The sequence below is a fragment of the Variovorax sp. 160MFSha2.1 genome (assembly GCF_048305075.1).
In the GTDB taxonomy this organism is placed as follows: Bacteria; Pseudomonadota; Gammaproteobacteria; order Burkholderiales; family Burkholderiaceae_C; genus Variovorax; species Variovorax guangxiensis.
Genome location: NZ_CP157624.1, coordinates 3,865,702 through 3,883,702, shown reverse-complemented (window position 1 = coordinate 3,883,702; position 18,001 = coordinate 3,865,702). Strand labels below are relative to the sequence as shown.

General features: G+C 67.4%; 14 protein-coding genes and 1 tRNA gene. 8 read left to right on the top strand and 7 right to left on the bottom strand.

Annotation, left to right across the window (positions count from 1 at the left end; genetic code table 11):
• Window positions 1–638 precede the first annotated feature (638 nt).
• The gene (locus tag ABL838_RS17615) at window positions 639–4,466 is read left to right on the top strand and encodes a DUF748 domain-containing protein (protein ID WP_418121312.1); all 3,828 of its coding nucleotides are present in this window, start codon (window positions 639–641) and stop codon (window positions 4,464–4,466) included.
• Between the two features lie 223 nt (window positions 4,467–4,689).
• The gene (locus tag ABL838_RS17610) at window positions 4,690–7,545 is read left to right on the top strand and encodes a DUF349 domain-containing protein (protein ID WP_418121311.1); all 2,856 of its coding nucleotides are present in this window, start codon (window positions 4,690–4,692) and stop codon (window positions 7,543–7,545) included.
• Window positions 7,546–7,633: 88 nt separating this feature from the next.
• Here the strand turns inward: ABL838_RS17610 and ABL838_RS17605 are convergent, their stop codons facing one another.
• The 6 genes from ABL838_RS17605 to ABL838_RS17580 form a co-directional block, all read right to left on the bottom strand.
• Entirely contained in the window at window positions 7,634–8,230 is a 597-nt protein-coding gene (locus ABL838_RS17605) for a hypothetical protein (protein WP_418121310.1), read from the bottom strand.
• 94 nt (window positions 8,231–8,324) lie between these two features.
• Window positions 8,325–9,116 carry a zinc-dependent peptidase gene (locus ABL838_RS17600; protein ID WP_184637333.1) on the bottom strand — a complete coding sequence of 264 codons (792 nt, stop codon included), beginning with the start codon at window positions 9,114–9,116 and terminating at the stop codon, window positions 8,325–8,327.
• Window positions 9,117–9,133: 17 nt separating this feature from the next.
• Window positions 9,134–9,910, bottom strand: a complete 777-nt coding sequence (locus ABL838_RS17595) for a UDP-2,3-diacylglucosamine diphosphatase (protein ID WP_418121309.1) — start codon at window positions 9,908–9,910, stop codon at window positions 9,134–9,136.
• Window positions 9,911–9,950: 40 nt separating this feature from the next.
• The gene (locus ABL838_RS17590) at window positions 9,951–10,463 is read right to left on the bottom strand and encodes a peptidylprolyl isomerase (protein ID WP_184637337.1); all 513 of its coding nucleotides are present in this window, start codon (window positions 10,461–10,463) and stop codon (window positions 9,951–9,953) included.
• 50 nt (window positions 10,464–10,513) lie between these two features.
• Window positions 10,514–11,107 (bottom strand): peptidylprolyl isomerase, encoded by a 594-nt coding sequence (locus tag ABL838_RS17585; RefSeq protein ID WP_418121308.1) that lies wholly within the window; start codon window positions 11,105–11,107, stop codon window positions 10,514–10,516.
• A 76-nt stretch (window positions 11,108–11,183) separates the two neighbouring features.
• Window positions 11,184–11,774, bottom strand: coding sequence for a tetratricopeptide repeat protein (locus ABL838_RS17580; RefSeq protein ID WP_126023859.1), 591 nt, complete (start codon window positions 11,772–11,774; stop codon window positions 11,184–11,186).
• Window positions 11,775–11,990: 216 nt separating this feature from the next.
• Between ABL838_RS17580 and cysS the strand changes: the two genes are divergently transcribed.
• From cysS to ABL838_RS17550, 6 genes are all read left to right on the top strand, one after another.
• On the top strand, window positions 11,991–13,367 hold the full coding sequence (gene cysS / locus ABL838_RS17575; RefSeq protein WP_418121306.1) for a cysteine--tRNA ligase: 1,377 nt from the start codon (window positions 11,991–11,993) through the stop codon (window positions 13,365–13,367).
• 17 nt (window positions 13,368–13,384) lie between these two features.
• Window positions 13,385–14,035, top strand: a complete 651-nt coding sequence (locus tag ABL838_RS17570; protein WP_176666692.1) for a DNA-3-methyladenine glycosylase family protein — start codon at window positions 13,385–13,387, stop codon at window positions 14,033–14,035.
• 151 nt (window positions 14,036–14,186) lie between these two features.
• A complete protein-coding gene (locus tag ABL838_RS17565; protein ID WP_418121305.1) occupies window positions 14,187–15,170 on the top strand; it encodes an acetyl-CoA carboxylase carboxyltransferase subunit alpha in 984 nt (327 codons plus the stop codon).
• A gap of 15 nt (window positions 15,171–15,185) precedes the next feature.
• Entirely contained in the window at window positions 15,186–16,163 is a 978-nt protein-coding gene (gene tilS, locus ABL838_RS17560) for a tRNA lysidine(34) synthetase TilS (RefSeq protein ID WP_418121304.1), read from the top strand.
• Window positions 16,164–16,218: 55 nt separating this feature from the next.
• Window positions 16,219–17,487, top strand: coding sequence for an aspartate kinase (locus ABL838_RS17555; RefSeq protein WP_418121303.1), 1,269 nt, complete (start codon window positions 16,219–16,221; stop codon window positions 17,485–17,487).
• Between the two features lie 27 nt (window positions 17,488–17,514).
• Window positions 17,515–17,607, top strand: a tRNA-Ser gene (locus ABL838_RS17550).
• On the opposite strand, the gene ABL838_RS17545 is transcribed toward ABL838_RS17550, so the two are convergent.
• On the bottom strand, window positions 17,575–17,955 hold the full coding sequence (locus ABL838_RS17545) for a hypothetical protein (protein ID WP_418121302.1): 381 nt from the start codon (window positions 17,953–17,955) through the stop codon (window positions 17,575–17,577). The two genes, ABL838_RS17550 and ABL838_RS17545, sit on opposite strands and share 33 nt — an antisense overlap.
• Window positions 17,956–18,001 lie beyond the last annotated feature (46 nt).

Sequence of the window (18,001 nt, the reverse complement as noted above, 5' to 3'; positions counted from 1 at the left end):
AACGCCATCGAAGGCGAGGGATGAAGGCAGCGGCGCTTGGATTGGTACGAATCAGGCTCCGCGCAAGGAGTGTGGGGTTGGTTGGGAGCGCGGCGGCCTGATCAAGCCGGGGGAATTCGGCAGCGGATTCAGGTGGCCCCTCTGCGTCGGGCAGTCAGGGCAGCGCGGATTCTAGCGTGGCTAAATACCCGGTCAAGTATAAGTATTTGTTTTTTTATGCTAATAGTTGTTTAAAAAATGGCTCTCACCGAGGCGTTTCGGCTTAGGGGAAATCCCTTTGTAAAACACGTTTGCAATCGGAGGGAGCGACGCCTAATCTGGACGGGCCTGGCTTTTCAGGCGTTCTTCCGAGGCCCGGGAAACCCGAGGTGCAAGTCCGAGGGTTCGGCGGTCGAGGAGCCACGGTGGCAATCTCTTGCTGCCAGCACGGCGGGAACCATTGACTTCCCGTCGCGCGAATCGATGGCATGGGTTTTGGGCCCGCCATCAAGCCCGGTGACTAGACATTCCGTCGACTCACCGGGCTTTCTTCATCTGGGAGAGCCGATGAAGACCTTTCTTCGGTAATTCTTCCGGGACGAGGCCTGCGTCCTTTCTGCGTACCTAGCGTCGGCGCATGTTTGCGGCACACTCCAGCGATGGACGTAGCTTCGATCAAACAGAACAAATGGGTGCGGCGTGGGATCGTCGCGTTGCTTTCGTTGCTGGCCATCTGGGTCATCGCCTGGCTGGCAGTGCCGCCGATCGCGAAGAGCCAGCTCCAGAAGATCGCGAGCGAGAAGCTCGGCCGCCAGGTCACCGTCGGCAAGATCGACTTCAAGCCCTGGACCCTCGAACTCACCCTGGACGACCTGCGCATTGCCACCGCCGATGGCAGCAAGCCGCAGGTGGCGGTCAACCGCATCTATGCCGACGCCGAGTTGCAGTCGATCTTCCGCCTCGCGCCGGTGATCGACGCCGTCACCATCGACGGCCCGGCCATCCTGCTCACCCACCTGGCCGACGGCAAGTACGACATCGACGACATCCTGGCCAGGCTCGCGGCCGGCCCGCCGCCCGACCCGAACGCCAAGCCCGCGCGCTTCGCCATCTACAACATCGCGATCAATGGCGGCTCGGTCGACTTCGACGACCAGACCGTCAAGCGCAAGCACGAGCTGCGCGACTTCGTGCTCAAGGTGCCTTTCCTGAGCAACCTCGACTCCAAGCGCGACATCAACACCGAGCCCAAGCTCGCCTTCGCGCTCAACGGCAGCAAGTTCGACTCGGCCGCCTTCACCACGCCCTTCGCCGACAGCCGCAAGACCGACGCCCACGTGCAGTTCAAGGGGCTCGACCTGGTGCCGTACCTCGGCTACATCCCGGGCGGCCTGCCGGTGAAGCTGCAGGCGGGCAGCCTGGACGCCGACCTGAAGATCGGCTTCGAGCAGGCCGCCACTACCGGGCTGAAGATCACCGGCACGGTCGAGGCCCACACCACCAAGGTCGCCGACGCGCGCGGGCGCGACCTGCTGGCCTTCGAGTCGCTCAAGCTGGGGCTGGCCGACGTGCGTCCGCTGGAGTCGGTGTTCCATCTGAGCGAGGTGGCCCTGGCCAACCCTCAGCTCGCCGTGGCCCGCGACGCGGCCGGCAGGCTCAACCTGCTCGCGACCGACCCGGCGACCGGTGCGGCGGAGAAGGTCGCCCCGCCGCCCGCCGCGGCGGCTAGCGCGCCGGCGGCAGGCAAGCCCGCGCCGAAGCCGGCGCTGAAGGTGCAGGTGGACAAGGTGGCCCTGAACGGCGGTCGCATCGGCTGGCGCGACGAAACCGTCAACCCCGCCGCGGCCGTCGACCTGACCGACCTCGGCATCGACGTCGCGGGCGTCACCTGGCCGATGGAGAAGCCGGCCGAGTTCAGCGGCAGCACTGCCGTCGCCGGCGCCTCGCTCAAGTTCAAGGGCAGCGCCACCGACAAGGTGGCCGACGTGCAGACCGAGGTCGACGCGCTGCCGCTGTCGCTGGCCGCCCCCTATCTGGCACAGAGCCTCGAGCCCACGCTCGACGGCAAGCTCAGCGGCCAGATCGACATCGCCTGGGCCCAGCCCGACCTGAAGTTCAAGGCGCGCCGCGTTGCTGCCGACGGCCTGGCGCTGACCCAGGGCAAGACCGCGCTGGCCAGTGTCGGGCGCTTCGAGCTGGTCGACGCCGAGGCCGACATGACGAAGCACACGCTGAACGTGGCTTCGTTCACCGCGACCAACCCCAAGATCCGCGTGGAGCGTGACAGCGAGAAGCGCTGGATGTTCGAGCGCTGGCTCAAGACGCCCGCCAGTGGCAGCACGAAAGAGGCCGAAGCCAAGGTCGCCGCACCCAAGCCCGCGGCCGCCCAAACGCCGCAGCCCGGTGCCAACACCAAGCCCTGGGCGCTGACCGTCGGCACGCTGGCGGTCGACAACGGCGCGCTCTCTTATTCAGACAAGGCAGGCGCAACGCCGGTGACGGTCGAGGTCACGGCCTTCAAGCTGCACGCCCAGAAGCTCGCGCCCGAAACCAATACGACTTCGCCGCTGGAGGTTTCGGGCCGCATCGGCTCCGGGCGTTCCGACCCCGGCCGCTTCGACTACAAGGGCAACATCGTGCTCAAGCCGCTGGCGGCCGAGGGCAGGGTGGAGATCGCGTCCTTCCCCGCGCACGCCTTCAAGGCCTATTACGCCGATTCCCTCAATGTCGACATCCGCCGCGCCTTCGCGAGCTATCGCGGCACGGTGCGCTACGCGACGTCGCCGGCGGGCATGAGCGTCAAGCTGGCCGGCGACACCGCGCTGGACGACTTCCGCGCCAACAGCGTCTCGCTGACCCAGTCGCCCGGCTTCGACCGCAACAACAACCAGCTGCTGAGCTGGAAGACGCTGAGCCTGCGCGGCCTGCAGGTCAGCCTCGCGCCCAACGCCCCGCCGAACGTGGACGTGCGCGAAACCACGCTGACCGACTTCTTTGCCCGCGTGATCGTCGACCCCACCGGCCGGCTGAACCTGCTGAGCCTGACCAAGAAGGGCGAGGCCGAAGCGGCCGCTGCCGCCGCGGCAGCTGGCGAGGCCAGCACCCGCAAGGGCCCGGGCGGCACGACCACCACCACGGCAGCCAAGGCCTCGGCGCCGAAGGCCGCCGGCGGCAGGCCGATGTCGGCCGAGGAAATGGTCGGCGCGGCTCCCGAACCCGCCAAGCCGGCGGCGGCGGCAACCGCTGCCGCGCCGGCGGCCCCAGCCGATTCGGGGCCGGCGCCGGTCATCAACTTCGGCCCGATGAGCCTGGTCAACGGAAAGATCGACTTCACCGACCTGTTCGTCAAGCCCAACTACTCGGCCGACCTGAGCGAGCTGACTGGCAAGCTCAGCTCGTTCTCGTCGAACCCGCCCAAGGGCGAGAGCGGCCGGCCCGCGCTCGCCGACCTCGAGCTGCGCGGCAAGGCGCAGCAGACCGCGGCGCTGGAAATCACCGGCAAGCTCAACCCGCTGGCCAAGCCGCTCGAACTCGACATCACCGCCAGGATGCGCGACCTCGACCTGGCGCCGCTGTCGCCATACTCGGTGCGCTACGCCGGCCACGGCATCGAGCGCGGCAAGATGAGCATGGACGTCAACTACAAGGTCGCGCCGGACGGCCAGCTCACGGCCACCAACAAGCTGGTGCTCAACCAGCTGCAGTTCGGCGACGAGGTGGCGGGGTCCACCAACAGCCTGCCGGTGAAGCTCGCCGTGGCGCTGCTGGCCGACCGCAACGGCGTGATCGACGTCGACCTGCCGCTCAGCGGCTCGCTCAACGACCCGCAGTTCAGCGTCGGCCCGCTGATCTGGAAGGCCGTGGTCAACCTGGTCGTGAAGGCGGTGACGGCGCCGTTCAGCCTGCTCACGGGCGGCCTGGGCGGCGGCAGCGGCGAATCGAGCGCCATCACCTTCGAACCCGGCAGTTCCGAATTGAGCGCCTCCGCCAGGGAAAGCCTGGACAAGGTCGCCAAGGCGCTGACCGACCGGCCCACGCTGCAGATGACGGTGGTGGGCACCTCCAGCCTCGAGAAGGAGCGCGATGCCTACCAGCGCCAGCGGGTGCGCCAGCTTGCCTATGCGGAGAAGCGCCGCGTCGCGGTGCGCGGCGGCCAGACCGGCACCGACGTGCCGCCCGTCACCGACGCCGAATACCCCGAGCTGCTGACCGCCGTGTACAAGCGCGCCGACATCACGAAGCCGCGCAACATCGTCGGCCTGGCGAAGGACCTGCCGCTGCAGGACATGGAAAAGCTGCTGTTCGCCAGCGTGCCCGTCGACGAGGAGTCGATGCGCCAGCTCGCCGTGGAGCGCGGCGCGGCGGTGCGCGACTACCTGCTTGCGAAGAAGCTGCCGAGCGAGCGGCTCTTCCTGGGCGCGGTGCGCACCAGCGCCAGCGGCAGCGACTGGAAGCCGGGCGCCGAGCTCAGCCTGACCATGAAGTAGGGCTGAACAGGCACGGCGCGGCGGCCCGATCCGTTGCGCCGACTTGGTTTTTTCCCAAGGCTTGCTATATATGTAGTCCGCCAGCTTCCCCGCCCACGACCCCGCCGAGCACCTCCGTTTCACGACGGAATTCAGTGGCCGGCCGCAAGTGGGTGAAAATGTCGACGTGCGCCGGCCTTTGCCGGCGCCTTCGCTTTCTCTACCAAGACAACGATTTCGCGCAGTGACCTCTACTCCTTCCAAGCCACACGACATTCAGGCCCTCGACACGCTGACCGGCGGCGCCTTCACCGCGCCGACCTCCGGCGAGCGCGCCGCGCGCATCCGCGACTGGCTCGCGGGCAACCCCGCGCCCGAGCAGATGCAGGAAGTCTTCAAGGAGCTGAGCGGGCGTGACAAGGGCGCCGCGCGCCTGCTGCGCGAAAAACTCGACGAGCTCAAGCGCGCCAAGGGCCAGGAGGCGATCGCCGCCGAATGGGCCCAGAAGGCGCAAGCGCTGCTCGCCCAGTCCAAGCTCAACATCGCCGACGCGCTCGCCTGGCAGCGCGATGCCGCCAAGGCCGGGGCTCCGCTGTCGCGCGAGCCGCTGGCCGGCCTGAAGCTCAAGCTGTCGGAGCGCGTCAAGGGCATCGAAGACCTGCAGCACCGTGCGCAGGTGCATCGCGAAGCCGCAGTGCTGCTGGCGCAGCGCTTCGAGGTGCTGTCCACCAAGGGCTGGCAAGATGCCCAGGTCGCCGAGGAATCGCTGCGCGCCGACGTCACGCACTGGCAGCAGCAGGCCGCCGAGATCGTGGCCGATGCCAACTGGAACAGCCTCGACGCCAAGTTCGCGCCGCAGCTCGAATCGTCCAGGTCGCAACTGCTGGTGGTGTCCGACGCCTTCCACAGCGCGCTGGCCCAGGCCGTTGCCGCCGCCGCGGATGCCGCCGCGCCGCTGCCGCCTGTGCCCGTGTGGGCCGACGAGCTGCGCGCCGCGCGCGGTGAAGTCGTGGCGCCCAAGCCCGCTGCTCCCGCTCGTCCGGCTGCGCCCAAGGTCGACCCGGCCGTGCGCGCCGCCGCCCAGGAAGCCGTGCAGGCCGCGCTCGCCAAGCTCGAGCAGGAAACTGCCGAAGGCCACGGCAAGGCCAGCGCCGGCGCGGCCGCCGCGCTGCGCGCCGTGCTCAAGGAGCACGGCAAGCTGGTCGACGCACCGCTCGAGGCCCGCGTGCATGCCGCGCTGGTCGCCGCCGGCGAACTCGAAGGCTGGCAGCGCTGGAGCGCCGACAAGGTGCGCGAAGACCTGGTCGCCAAGGCCGAGGGCCTGCTCAAGCGCCCTGAAGGCCAGGCCCTCGGCGGCCGCAAGATGCAGGAAACGCTGCGCTCGCTGCGCGACCAGTGGAAGCAGGCCGACCAGGGCGGCGTGCCGAACCACGCGCTGTGGAAGCGCTTCGACGAAGCCTGCAACGAAGCCCACAAGGTGGTCGAGGCCTGGCTCGAGAAGGTCCGCGCCGACGCGGCCGAGCACCGCGCGCTGCGCGTCGCGCTGATCGAGGAGGTCAAGGCCTGGGCCGCCGAGCATGCCGGCGCCACCGACCTGAAGGCACACAACCGCGCGCTGCACCAGTTCGCCGACCGCTGGCGCGATGCCGGCCACGTGGGCGAGAAGGTGTTCGCCGAGCTCCAGCCGCTGTGGAACGAAGCCTTCGGCGCCGCCCGTGCGCCGTTCGAGACCGCGCAGAAGGCCAGCATCGAGCGCCGCCAGGCCATGATCGCCGAGGCGACCGAACTCGGCGCGCAGCCGGTGCTGCGCATCGACGCCGTAAAGGCGCTGCAGCAGCGCTGGCAGGCCGAGGCGCAGACCGTGCCGCTCGACCGCCGCCAGGAACAGAAGCTGTGGGACGCCTTCCGTGCCCCCATCGACGAAGCCTTCAACCGCAAGACCGCCGAGCGTGAAAAGGCCTCGGCTGCGATGAACGAGCACGACCGCAACGTGCTGGAGGCGTCCAAGGCGCTCGACGCGGCCAATGCCGGCGGCGATGCGCAGAAGATCCGCGCCGCCATCGCTCGCCTCGAAGGCGCGCTGCGTGGCGAGGCGCCGCCGCCCGCGCCCAAGGCCGACGGTCCGTCGGTCGGCGCGACCGAAGTCGTGGCGCCGGGGCAGGCGGCCGCCGAATTCAGCGAAAGCGCCGAACAGGCGCCGAGCCCGAGCGACGCGGAAGCATCGCCCGGCACGCCCGCCGAGGCCGCAGCTCCTGCGGCTTCGGCTGACCTCGTTGCACCCGCCGACGGCGCCGACGCTTCGGCCCGCACCGATGGCGCGGCGCACGACGCCGGCGAAGCCGCAGCAGTCGAAGCGCCGGCCACAGCGCCGAAGGCCGCGCCCAAGCCCGTCGTGGCGATGCGCGGCGACGACCGCCCGAGCAGCAAGAAGGCCGAGCCGGCACCTGCCGCGCGCGGCGGTGCCGGCGGCCGCTTCGGCGACCGTCGCGATGGCGGCCGCCCCGGTGCCGGGGGCCCGGGGCGTCCTGGTGGTGATCGTGGCGATCGCGGTGACCGTGGAGCCCCTCGTGGTGGCGACCGTGGCGCGCCCGGCGGCCGTTTCGGCGACCGCCCGCCGCGCGAAGATCGCGGACCGCGCCTGGGCGATGCAGCCTTCCGCGCGCAACGCGAGGCACTCGAGCGCGCCGACATGGCGCTGCGCAAGCTTGCCGCGCAGGCGCACGGCGAAGCCCTGACGCAGGTGCTGGGCGCCTGGGAGCAGCGCGACGCCAGCCGTCTGCCGAGCATCCAGGAGCTGGGCCGCGCGGTCACGCCGGCAGTGCGCAGCGGCTGGTCGCAAGCCATCGGCTCCGCGCCCTCGGCTGCCGCGAACGACGCCGCCGAAGCGCTGCTGCGCCTCGAAATGGCCGCCGAAGTGCCGACGCCCGCCGAGCAACTCGAAGCGCGCCGTGCCCTGCAGCTCAAGCTGCTGACGAAGCGCGGCGACCCGGCGCCCGCCCAGACCTGGGGCCAGGATGCCGGCAAGGTGCTCGCCGCGGCGCACGACGCCGCCAGCGCGCGGCGCCTGCAGAACGCGCTGAAGGCGCTGCTGCGCAAGTAGGGAGCAAGCGGCTTTCCGGCCACGAAAAAGGCGCCCCGCGGGGCGCCTTCTTCTTTGGTGCAGTTGCGCAAGAGCCTTGCAGCCGGGTTCAGACCTTCTCGCCAATGGCTGGCGTCTGCACTGCCGCAGCCTGCTCGGCCAGATAGCCGTCGCGGATCTTGCGGCGGATCAGCAGCCCGCCGATGCCCAGCAGCAGGGCGAGGGCGCCGACGATCAGCGTGCCCTTGTCGGTGGCGCTCGATGCCGCGGCCTTGTCCTTGACCTCCATGATCTTCTGAACGTCGGCCAGCGACACCACGGGCTTGCCCTTGAGCTTCACTTCGTAGACCAGGTTGTTGTCCGAGGGATCGACGCGCACTTCGACGGCTTCGTCGATCAGCGGCTCCAGCTTGCTGCGGCCGACTGCGTAATCGACGCGCCACTTCTCGGTGTTGCCGTCGGACAGCCTGGCGTCGAGCACGAAGTAGCGGCGCGTGCTGCTGCCGCCGCGGCGGCGCTTGGTTGTTTCGGTGACTTCGCTGCCGCTGACGATCGTGCCGCTCTTCGCGACCAGGTCTTCGACGGCGGTGCCGTGCGTGTCCGCGCTGGCCTTGAACTGTGCATACGCTGCCCAGCCCAGGATGCCGATGCCGAACACCAGCGCGATCCACGCCTTGCCCGTGAGCTGATAGAACCAATCCCTCATGTTGTGTGCCTTTTTGGACGAGTTGATAACCCGTCGATGTTAAGGGTTGAATTGCTATCAAATAGATAGCTGACAACTGAGGCTGGACGTGCGTTCAGGGCCTTTTAGGCAGAAAGAATTCATCGAAGATCGCGAGCACTCCGGGGAAGTCGCGCGCGAAGTTCGGGCGGTTCACGAAGTAGGCCTCGCAGGCCACCGCGAAGAACTCGCTGATCGAGGTGGCGCCATAGGCATCGAGCCACGGTGCTTCAGTGCCGAAGCGCTCGGCCTTGATGGTCTGCTCGCGGAAGTGGTCGTACGCGGGCTGCAGGACGGCCAGCCACGCCTCACGGGCCGCGCGCGAACTGCGCTGGCCGGCGAAGCCCGGCGGCAGGGGCGGGCAGCCGTTGGCGTCGCCGCTGCGCATGTCGATCTTGTGGGCGAACTCGTGGATCACCACGTTGTAGCCGCGCTCGCTGGTGATGCTGCTGGCCAGCACGTCGTCCCAGCTCAGCATGACGGGGCCGCGCTCCATGGCCTCGCCGGCCACGACTTCGCCGTACTCGTGCACCACCTGCGCCTCGTCGATCACCTTGCGCCGCGCCACCACCTCGGAGCGGTGCACGACGATGCCGACGAAATCGTCGTACCAATTCAGCCCGCCCTTGAGGTGCAGCACCGGCAGCACGGCCTGCGCCGCGATGGCCAGCGCCACCTCGTTGGTGATGGTGAAGCCCTTGGCGCCGTGGAATTCCTTGTCGCGCAGGAACCCGGCGGTGAGCGAGCGCAGCCGCTGCCGGTCGGCTTCGGGCAGCGCGCCGAGGAAGGCGTAGCGCCGGAGCGTGGCCTGCCACGCGGCTTCGGGGATCGGGGGCAGGGCGCGCAGGCGGCGCAGCCACTTGAACATTGCTGGCGGCGGCGCGGCTAGCGCAGGTCGACGCGCTGCGCGCCGGCAGCCGAGAGGCACAGCAACTGCGCGCGCGGCGGGTGCGCGGCGGCATCCCAGTCGCTCAGCACGATGCGGCGCAGGCCGCTGCCCAGGTCGTGGTCGGCCGGGCGGTGCGTGTGGCCGTGCACCAGCGCGTGGGCGTTGGCCTGCCGCAGCCAGTCGCGCGCGGCCGGCGTATCGACATCTGCCCAGACCATCGACGGATTGCGCTTGCGGTCTTCGCTCTGCACGCGCATGGAGCGCGCGAGCGCGCGGCGCTCTTCAAGCGGCCGGGCGAGGAACGCGGCCTGCCATTCGGGCGTGCGCACCTGCGCGCGGAATTTCAGGTACTCGGTGTCCTCGAGGCAAAGGATGTCGCCGTGGCTCAGCAGCCAGCGCTGGCCGTGCAGCACCAGCACGGTCGGGTCGTCGAGCAACGTGAGCCCGCATTGCGCGGCGAACGCGGGGCCGACGAGGAAGTCGCGGTTGCCGTGCATGAAGAACACGGGCATGCGCTGCGCGGTGCGGCGCAGGAGTTCGGCGCACTGGGCCTCGAAGCCTGGCTGCGCGGCGGAATCGTCGCCCACCCACACCTCGAACAGGTCGCCCAGGATGATGAGCGCGTCCGCCGGCGTGGTCTGCAGATAGCCCTGCCAGGCCTCGAAGGTGGCGGGTTCGCCGGCCTGCAGGTGCAGGTCGGAGATGAGGTCGACCGTGCGCCACGCGGGCGGCGCCACCAGCTCCGGGAAGGCTGGGCTCGCCGCCGTGCTCATGCTGCTGTCGCTGCCGCGAGTGCGTTGCGCCGGTTGCGGGTCATTCCGCGGTGACGACGGCCTTTTCGATCACGACGTCCTCGAGCGGCACGTCGTCATGGAAGCCCTTGCGACCGGTCTTCACGGCCTTGATCTTGTCGACCACTTCGGTGCCGGCGATGACCTTGCCGAACACTGCATAGCCCCAGCCCTGGGCCGAGGGAGCGGTGTGGTTCAGGAAGCCGTTGTCGGCCACGTTGATGAAGAACTGGGCGGTGGCCGAGTGGGGCGCGCTGGTGCGGGCCATGGCCACGGTGTAGGTGTCGTTCTTCAGGCCGTTGTTGGCTTCGTTCTGGATCTCGGCGTCGGTGGGCTTTTGCTTCATGCCGGGTTCGAAGCCCCCGCCTTGCACCATGAAGCCGGGGATCACGCGGTGGAACACCGTGTTGTCGTAGTGGCCCTTCTTCACGTACGCGACGAAGTTCTCGACCGACTTCGGCGCCTTGGCGGCGTCGAGCTCGAGCGTGATCACGCCGAGGTTCTTGATGTGCAGTTCGACTTGGGGGTTGCTCATGATTGGGCTCCTGCTTGGGAAGGGAAAAACCGATTCGAAAACCGATCCGATTACTTCGCCACGACGGTGGCGGACTTGATGGTGACGGCCTCGAGCGGCACGTTCTGCATGCCGTTCTTGTTGCCGGTGGCCACCGCGCGGATCTTGTCGACCACGTCGGTGCCGGCGACGACCTTGCCGAACACGGTGTAGCCGTAGCCGTCGGGGTTGGGCGCGTTGAGCGAGTCGTTGTTCTTCACGTTGATGAAGAACTGCGAGGTCGCCGAATTGGGGTTGCCGGTGCGGGCCATGGCGATCGTGTACTTGTCGTTCTTCAGGCCGTTGCTCGCTTCCAGCGGAATGGGCGCGCGCGTGGGCTTTTGCTGCAGGTCGGCCGTGAAGCCGCCGCCCTGGATCATGAAGCCGTCGATCACGCGGTGGAACACCGTGCCGTCGTAGTGCTTGTCCTTGACGTACTGCAGGAAGTTCTCGACCGTCTTGGGCGCCTTTGCCTCGTCGAGTTCGACCACGATGTCGCCCGCCGACGTGGCGAGCTTGACGCGCGGCGTGGCCGCTAGCGCATGGGCGCTGGCGGCGAACGCGAATGCGGCGGCCAGCACGAGGGCGCCGCGGCGGCTGAAACGGGAGAAGGAGTTGATCGTCAAATGAGACTCCGTGTGCGGATGGAGGAACGGTGCCGCGCCGTCGACACCATGGCGGTGCCGCGACAGCGGCGACAGATTATTTGCTGGCGCGGCCGACCGGCTTGCGGATGACCACAGGTGCGGCGGGCAGGGCGGCCGCCTCGGCTTCGGTCTTCGAGGTGAAGATCTGGCGGATCAGCGCGAGCTTGGGCGCGACGCTGGGGTTGGTGCTGGCGAACTGCTGGGCGCGCACGTATTCCTGCGCCGCGAGGCGGGCGTACACGTCACCGAGGTTCTCGTGGGCCGTGGCGTAGTTCGGGTTGAGCTTGATGGCCTGTTCGAGCGCGGCGCGCGCCTGGTCGAACTTGCTTTGCGACGCGTAGAGCGCGGCGAGGTTGTTGTAGGGCTCGGAGAGCTCGGGAAAGTCCTGCGTGAGCTGGGTGAAGGCGATGATGGCCTCGGCCTGCTTGTTCTGCTCGGTGAGGATCACGCCGCGCAGGAAGCGCATCTGCGGGTCGCGTGGCTTGCCGGCGATGTAGGTGTCGGCCTTGGCGAGCGCCTCGTTCGACTTGCCCTGGCGCAGCAGCGCGTTCACGTCGTCGTATTCGTTCGCATGCGCCGCGGAGCCCCAGAGGCTGAACAGCAGTGCGAAGGCAATGGAGAGTCTGGAGAAAGCGGAGTGCTTCATGAAGCCTCGACGGATTTGGGGGAGATGCGGGGAACGAACTCGGGGGCGCGGGCTTGGGGAACACCCGGACGCTACCCGATGGCGGCCGTTTATACTTGACCGGATTGTAACCGAGGGGCCATGTCGACCCCCTCGCGAACACAGTCCCAGTCACCCCTGAAAAACACCGTCTTTCGCCCGTGCCGCACGCGCGCGAAATGACGTTTTCCGAATCTCATGAGTCTGCGCATCTACAACACGCTGTCGCGTGAATTGGAGGAATTCTCCCCATTGCAACCGGGACAGGTGCGCATGTACGTCTGCGGCATGACGGTCTACGACTTCTGCCATATCGGTCACGCCCGCATGATGATGGCGTTCGACGTGGTGCAGCGCTGGCTGCGCGCCAGCGACTACGCCGTGACCTACGTGCGCAACATCACCGACATCGACGACAAGATCATCGCCCGCTCGGTGCAGCGCGGCATCACCATTCGCGAGCTGACCGACGAAGTGATCGCGGCCATGCACGAGGACATCGGCGCGCTCGGCATCGAGCCGCCCACCGTCGAGCCGCGCGCCACCGAATACGTGCCGCAGATGCTCGGCATCATCGAGAAGCTCGAGCAGAAGGGCCTGGCCTACCGCTCCGACAACGGCGACGTGAACTACGCGGTGCGCAAGTTCCCGGGCTACGGCAAGCTCTCCGGCAAGTCGCTCGACGAACTGCATGCGGGCGAACGCGTCGCCGTGCTCGATGGCAAGCAGGACCCGCTCGACTTCGTGCTCTGGAAGGCCGCCAAGCCGACCGAGCCCGCCGACGCGAAATGGGAAAGCGCCTATGGCGCCGGCCGCCCGGGCTGGCACATCGAATGCTCGGCCATGAGCTGCGCCACCCTCGGCGAGACCTTCGACATCCACGGCGGCGGTGCCGACCTGCAGTTCCCGCACCACGAGAACGAGATCGCGCAGAGCGAGGGTGCCAACGGCAAGCCGCTGTCGCGCTTCTGGGTGCACAACGGTTTCGTGCGCGTGGACAACGAGAAGATGTCCAAGAGCCTGGGCAACTTCTTCACCATCCGAGAGGTGCTGCAGAAGTACGATGCCGAGACCCTGCGTTTCTTCCTGGTGCGCACGCATTACCGCAGCGCGCTCAACTACAGCGACGCGCATCTCGACGACGCGCGCAATTCGCTGAAGCGCCTGTACACCGCCCTCGACCTGGTCGTGCCGGCCGAGGTGGCCATCGACTGGGCCCAGCCCCATGCCGCGCGCTTCAAGGCCGCCATGGACGAGGACTTCGGCACGCCGGAGGCCATCGCCGTGCTGTTCGAGCTGGCCGGTGAGGTGAACCGTACCAAGTCCCCCGAAACCGCCGGGCTGCTGAAGGCGCTGGCGGCTTCGCTGGGCATCCTGCAGGGCGATCCGCGGGCCTTCCTGCAGGCCGGCAGCACGCTCGACGACGCCACCATCCAGGCGAAGATCGACGCCCGCGCCGCCGCCAAGGCCGCGAAGAACTTCGCCGAAGCCGACCGCATCCGCCAGGAACTCCTCGAGCAGGGCATCGTGCTCAAGGATTCGCCCACGGGCACGACCTGGGCGGCTGCGCAGTGAACGGAACGACGAACCCCATGCCCGCCCCAAGGAAGCCCAGCGTCAAGATATACACGCCGGACTATTGGGAGGAGGCGTGCAAGCACCTCTCGCGCAAGGACCGCGTGATGAAGCGGCTGATCCCGAAGTTCGGCGACGCCTGCCTGGAGTCGCGCGGCGATGCGTTCACCACGCTCGCGCGCAGCGTGGTCGGCCAGCAGATCTCGGTCAAGGCCGCGCAGTCGGTCTGGGACAAGTTCGCCGCGCTGCCGCGCAAGCTGACGCCGGCCAACGTGCTCAAGCTCAAGGTCGACGACATGCGCGGCGCGGGGCTCTCGGCACGCAAGATCGAGTACCTCGTCGACCTGGCGCTGCATTTCGACTCGGGCCTGGTGCACGTCGATGCATGGAAGGACATGGACGACGAGCAGATCATCGAGGAACTCGTGGCCATCCGCGGCATCGGCCGCTGGACGGCCGAGATGTTCCTCATCTTCCACCTCATGCGCCCGAACGTGCTGCCCGTGGACGACCTGGGGCTGCTCAACGGCATCAGCGTCAACTACTTCTCGGGCGACCCGGTCAGCCGCAGCGATGCCCGCGATGTCGCCGTGGCCTGGGCGCCTTATTGCAGCGTGGCGACTTGGTATATTTGGCGATCGCTGGATCCCGCTCCAGTAACGTATTAGCAACACCCCCAGGCTGCGCGCACTTCGTGTCGCTTCGCCAACCCCCTCGAGGGGGCAACACCTGCGGCCCGGCAAAGCCGGTTCCGCGGTGTTCCTGGAATGGGATGCGACGGGCTCGCGGGCAGCAAATTGAAATAAACAGGAGAAGACGTTGGCGAAACGAACCTTCCTCGACTTCGAGCAGCCGATTGCCGAGCTCGAAACAAAGATCGAAGAATTGCGCTATGTGCAGACCGAATCCGCGGTCGACATTTCTGAAGAGATCGATCAGCTCGGCAAGAAGAGCCAGCAGCTCACCAAGGACATCTACAGCGACCTGATGCCCTGGCAGATCACCAAGATCGCACGGCATCCGGAGCGCCCGTACACGCTGGACTACGTCAACGAGATCTTCACCGACTTCGTCGAACTGCACGGCGACCGCCATTTCTCGGACGACCTGTCGATCGTGGGCGGCCTGGCCCGCTTCAACGGCGTGCCTTGCATGGTCATCGGCCACCAGAAGGGCCGCGACACCAAGGAGCGCACCGCGCGCAACTTCGGCATGAGCAAGCCCGAGGGCTACCGCAAGGCGCTGCGCCTGATGAAGACGGCCGAGAAGTTCAAGCTGCCGGTCTTCACCTTCGTGGACACCCCCGGCGCATACCCCGGCATCGACGCCGAGGAGCGCGGCCAGTCGGAAGCCATCGGCCGCAACATCTTCGAGATGGCGCAGCTCGAGGTGCCGATCATCGTCACCATCATCGGCGAGGGCGGCTCCGGCGGCGCGCTGGCGATCTCGGTCGGCGACCAGTTGCTGATGCTGCAGTACTCCATTTATTCCGTGATCAGCCCCGAGGGCTGCGCTTCCATCCTCTGGAAGACCGGCGAGAAGGCTCAGGAAGCCGCCGACGCGCTGGGCATTACCGCGCACCGCCTCAAGGCGCTGGGCCTGGTCGACAAGATCGTGAACGAGCCCGTGGGCGGCGCGCACCGCGACCATCGCCAGATGGCTGCCTTCCTCAAGCGCGCTCTCAACGACGCCTTCCGCCAGGTCAGCGACCTCAAGCCGAAGGAACTGCTGGAGCGCCGCTACGAGCGCCTGCAGAGCTACGGCCGCTTCAACGACACCAAGGCCGACAGCGGCGGCAGGTAACTCACAGGCGCCGTCATGAACTCCACTTTCGAACGCGCCATTGCCGCGTTCGAGCCGGCGCATTGGCCGCTGGCGGTGGGGTTCAGCGGCGGCGCCGATTCGACCGCCTTGCTGGCCGCCTGCGCAGCGCGCTGGCCGGGGCAGGTGGTCGCCTTCCATGTGCATCACGGGCTGCAGGCTGCGGCCGACGGATTCGAGCAGCATTGCCGTTCGATGTGCGAGCGCCTGGGCGTGCCGCTGGTCGTCCATCGCGTCGATGCGCGGCATGCGACGGGCGAAAGCCCTGAAGACGCCGCCCGCCGTGCCCGCTACGCGGCATTCGCCGAGATGGCGCGTGCGGACGAGGCCAGGGGAGCGATCAGGTCCGTCGTGCTGGGGCACCACGCCGACGACCAGGTCGAGACCCTGCTGCTGGCGCTGTCGCGCGGCGCGGGGCTGCCGGGGCTGGCGGCCATGCCGGCGCATGCGCAGCGCAACGGGCTCGACATCTACCGTCCGCTGCTCGCGGTGGCGGGCGCCGAGGTTCGCGAATGGCTGGCCGGCCGCGAGCTGCCGTGGATCGAGGACCCGACCAACGAGGACGCGCGCTACACCCGCAACAGGATCCGCTCCGTGCTGCTGCCCGCGCTGGAGCAGGCCTTTCCGCAGTTCCGCTCCACCTTCGCGCGCAGCGTGGGCCACGCCGCGCAGGCTCAGCAACTGCTGAACGAACTGGCGGCGCAGGACCTGGAAAGCGTGGGCAGCCCGCCGCGCATCGCCACGCTGCAGGCACTGTCGCGCGCGCGCCAGGCCAACGTGCTGCGCCACTGGCTGATGCGCTCGCACGGCTGCGGGCCCAGCGCGGCGCAGTTGGAACAGCTGCTCGATCAGGTCCGTGCCTGCACCACGCGCGGCCATCGCATCCACCTCAAGGTGGGCGCCGGTTTCGTCGAACGCAGGGGCGACTTGCTGCATTGGTACAATGTTGCGCCCTCGCCGAAGACTTCGCTCTGACCGCTTGCAGGGCGCCGCCCATCAAGCGGCCCTTTCCTTTTCTCTGATTTCACCCATGGCATTGATCGTTCACAAATACGGCGGTACGTCGATGGGCTCGACCGAGCGCATCAAGAATGTCGCCAAGCGTGTCGCCAAGTGGGCGCGCGCAGGCCACCAGATGATCGTGGTTCCGAGTGCCATGAGCGGCGAGACCAACCGCCTGCTCGGCCTAGCCAAGGAACTGGCGCCCAGCAAACCCGGCGTGGCCCACAACCGCGAGCTCGACATGCTGGCCTCCACAGGCGAGCAGGCTTCGTCGGCACTGCTGGCCATCGCGCTGCAGGCCGAGGGCGTCGAGTCCGTGAGCTACGCGGGCTGGCAGGTTTCGGTGCGCACCGACAACTCCTACACCAAGGCCCGCATCGAGAGCATCGACAGCGAGCGCGTCATGTCCGACCTCAATGCCGGCAAGGTGGTGGTCATCACCGGCTTCCAGGGCGTGGACGACGACGGCAACATCACCACGCTGGGCCGCGGCGGCAGCGACACCTCGGCCGTGGCCATTGCAGCGGCGATGAAGGCCAACGAGTGCCTGATCTACACCGACGTGGACGGCGTCTACACGACCGACCCGCGCGTCGAGCCCGATGCGCGCCGCCTGACGACCGTGAGCTTCGAGGAAATGCTCGAAATGGCGAGCCTGGGCTCCAAGGTGCTGCAGATCCGCTCGGTGGAATTCGCCGGCAAGTACAAGGTGCCGCTGCGTGTGCTTTCGAGCTTCACGCCGTGGGACATCGACATCAATGAAGAGGCCAAGTCCGGCACGCTGATCACTTTCGAGGAAGACGAAAACATGGAACAAGCCGTCGTATCCGGCATCGCATTCAACCGCGACGAAGCCAAGATCTCGGTGCTCGGCGTGCCCGACAAGCCGGGCATCGCGTATCACATCCTCGGTGCGGTGGCCGACGCCAACATCGAAGTCGACGTGATCATCCAGAACCTCAGCAAGGACGGAAAGACCGACTTCAGCTTCACCGTTCACCGCAACGAGTACGCGAAGACGATCGACCTGCTGCAGTCGAAGGTGATGCCCTCGCTGGGCGCGACCGAAGTGGTCGGCGACACCAAGATCTGCAAGGTCAGCATCGTGGGCATCGGCATGCGCAGCCACGTGGGCGTGGCGAGCAAGATGTTCCGCGTGCTGGCCGAAGAAGGTATCAACATCCAGATGATCTCGACGAGCGAAATCAAGACTTCGGTCGTGATCGACGAAAAATATATGGAATTGGCAGTGCGCGCATTGCACAAAGCCTTCGATCTGGATCAGCCGGGCGCCTAAGTAGTGGCATAATCTCAGCTTCTTTCAGGAACTGTGACCGAGTGGCCGAAGGTGCTCCCCTGCTAAGGGAGTATGGGGTGTAGAGCCTCATCGAGGGTTCGAATCCCTCCGGTTCCGCCAAGTTGATGAAGCCTCGTTGATCTTCGGATTGACGGGGCTTTTTTCATTGGCCGGCAAAGCGTCCAGCATTACTCGGAAGCTCGCGGCGGCTTGTTGCTCGTCTGCGTTGTCGGACAGGGCTAGGTCTTCTGCCATGGCCGCCATGAAGGCATGAGCAGGGTCCTCTCCAAGCACGGCTCTTAGCTTTCCTCTCACGCGCCAGTTACACGGGCGCTTCCCCTGTTTCATCTGTATCAGCGTCGGCGCGGTCGTGTCTAGCAGTGCGGCTAGCTTGACTTGGCTGCCGGCGACAACTGCTGCCGCCTCAATCAGCTCGGCGACGGTAAGGGGTGTTGCAAGTTGCGACATGGTTGTATATGCTCGGGGTGTTGCAGTTTGCTATAGGTTGCAGATT

What these genes read in the sequence shown, in the direction of transcription:
- ABL838_RS17590 (WP_184637337.1), bottom strand. Translation starts at nt 10,463, where the DNA reads ATGAGCAACCCCCAAGTCGAACTGCACATCAAGAACCTCGGCGTGATC.
- ABL838_RS17580 (WP_126023859.1), bottom strand. Translation starts at nt 11,774, where the DNA reads ATGAAGCACTCCGCTTTCTCCAGACTCTCCATTGCCTTCGCACTGCTG.
- ABL838_RS17595 (WP_418121309.1), bottom strand. Translation starts at nt 9,910, where the DNA reads ATGAGCACGGCGGCGAGCCCAGCCTTCCCGGAGCTGGTGGCGCCGCCC.
- tilS (WP_418121304.1), top strand. Translation starts at nt 15,186, where the DNA reads ATGAACTCCACTTTCGAACGCGCCATTGCCGCGTTCGAGCCGGCGCAT.
- ABL838_RS17570 (WP_176666692.1), top strand. Translation starts at nt 13,385, where the DNA reads ATGCCCGCCCCAAGGAAGCCCAGCGTCAAGATATACACGCCGGACTAT.
- ABL838_RS17605 (WP_418121310.1), bottom strand. Translation starts at nt 8,230, where the DNA reads ATGAGGGATTGGTTCTATCAGCTCACGGGCAAGGCGTGGATCGCGCTG.
- ABL838_RS17615 (WP_418121312.1), top strand. Translation starts at nt 639, where the DNA reads ATGGACGTAGCTTCGATCAAACAGAACAAATGGGTGCGGCGTGGGATC.
- ABL838_RS17545 (WP_418121302.1), bottom strand. Translation starts at nt 17,955, where the DNA reads ATGTCGCAACTTGCAACACCCCTTACCGTCGCCGAGCTGATTGAGGCG.
- ABL838_RS17555 (WP_418121303.1), top strand. Translation starts at nt 16,219, where the DNA reads ATGGCATTGATCGTTCACAAATACGGCGGTACGTCGATGGGCTCGACC.
- cysS (WP_418121306.1), top strand. Translation starts at nt 11,991, where the DNA reads ATGAGTCTGCGCATCTACAACACGCTGTCGCGTGAATTGGAGGAATTC.
- ABL838_RS17600 (WP_184637333.1), bottom strand. Translation starts at nt 9,116, where the DNA reads ATGTTCAAGTGGCTGCGCCGCCTGCGCGCCCTGCCCCCGATCCCCGAA.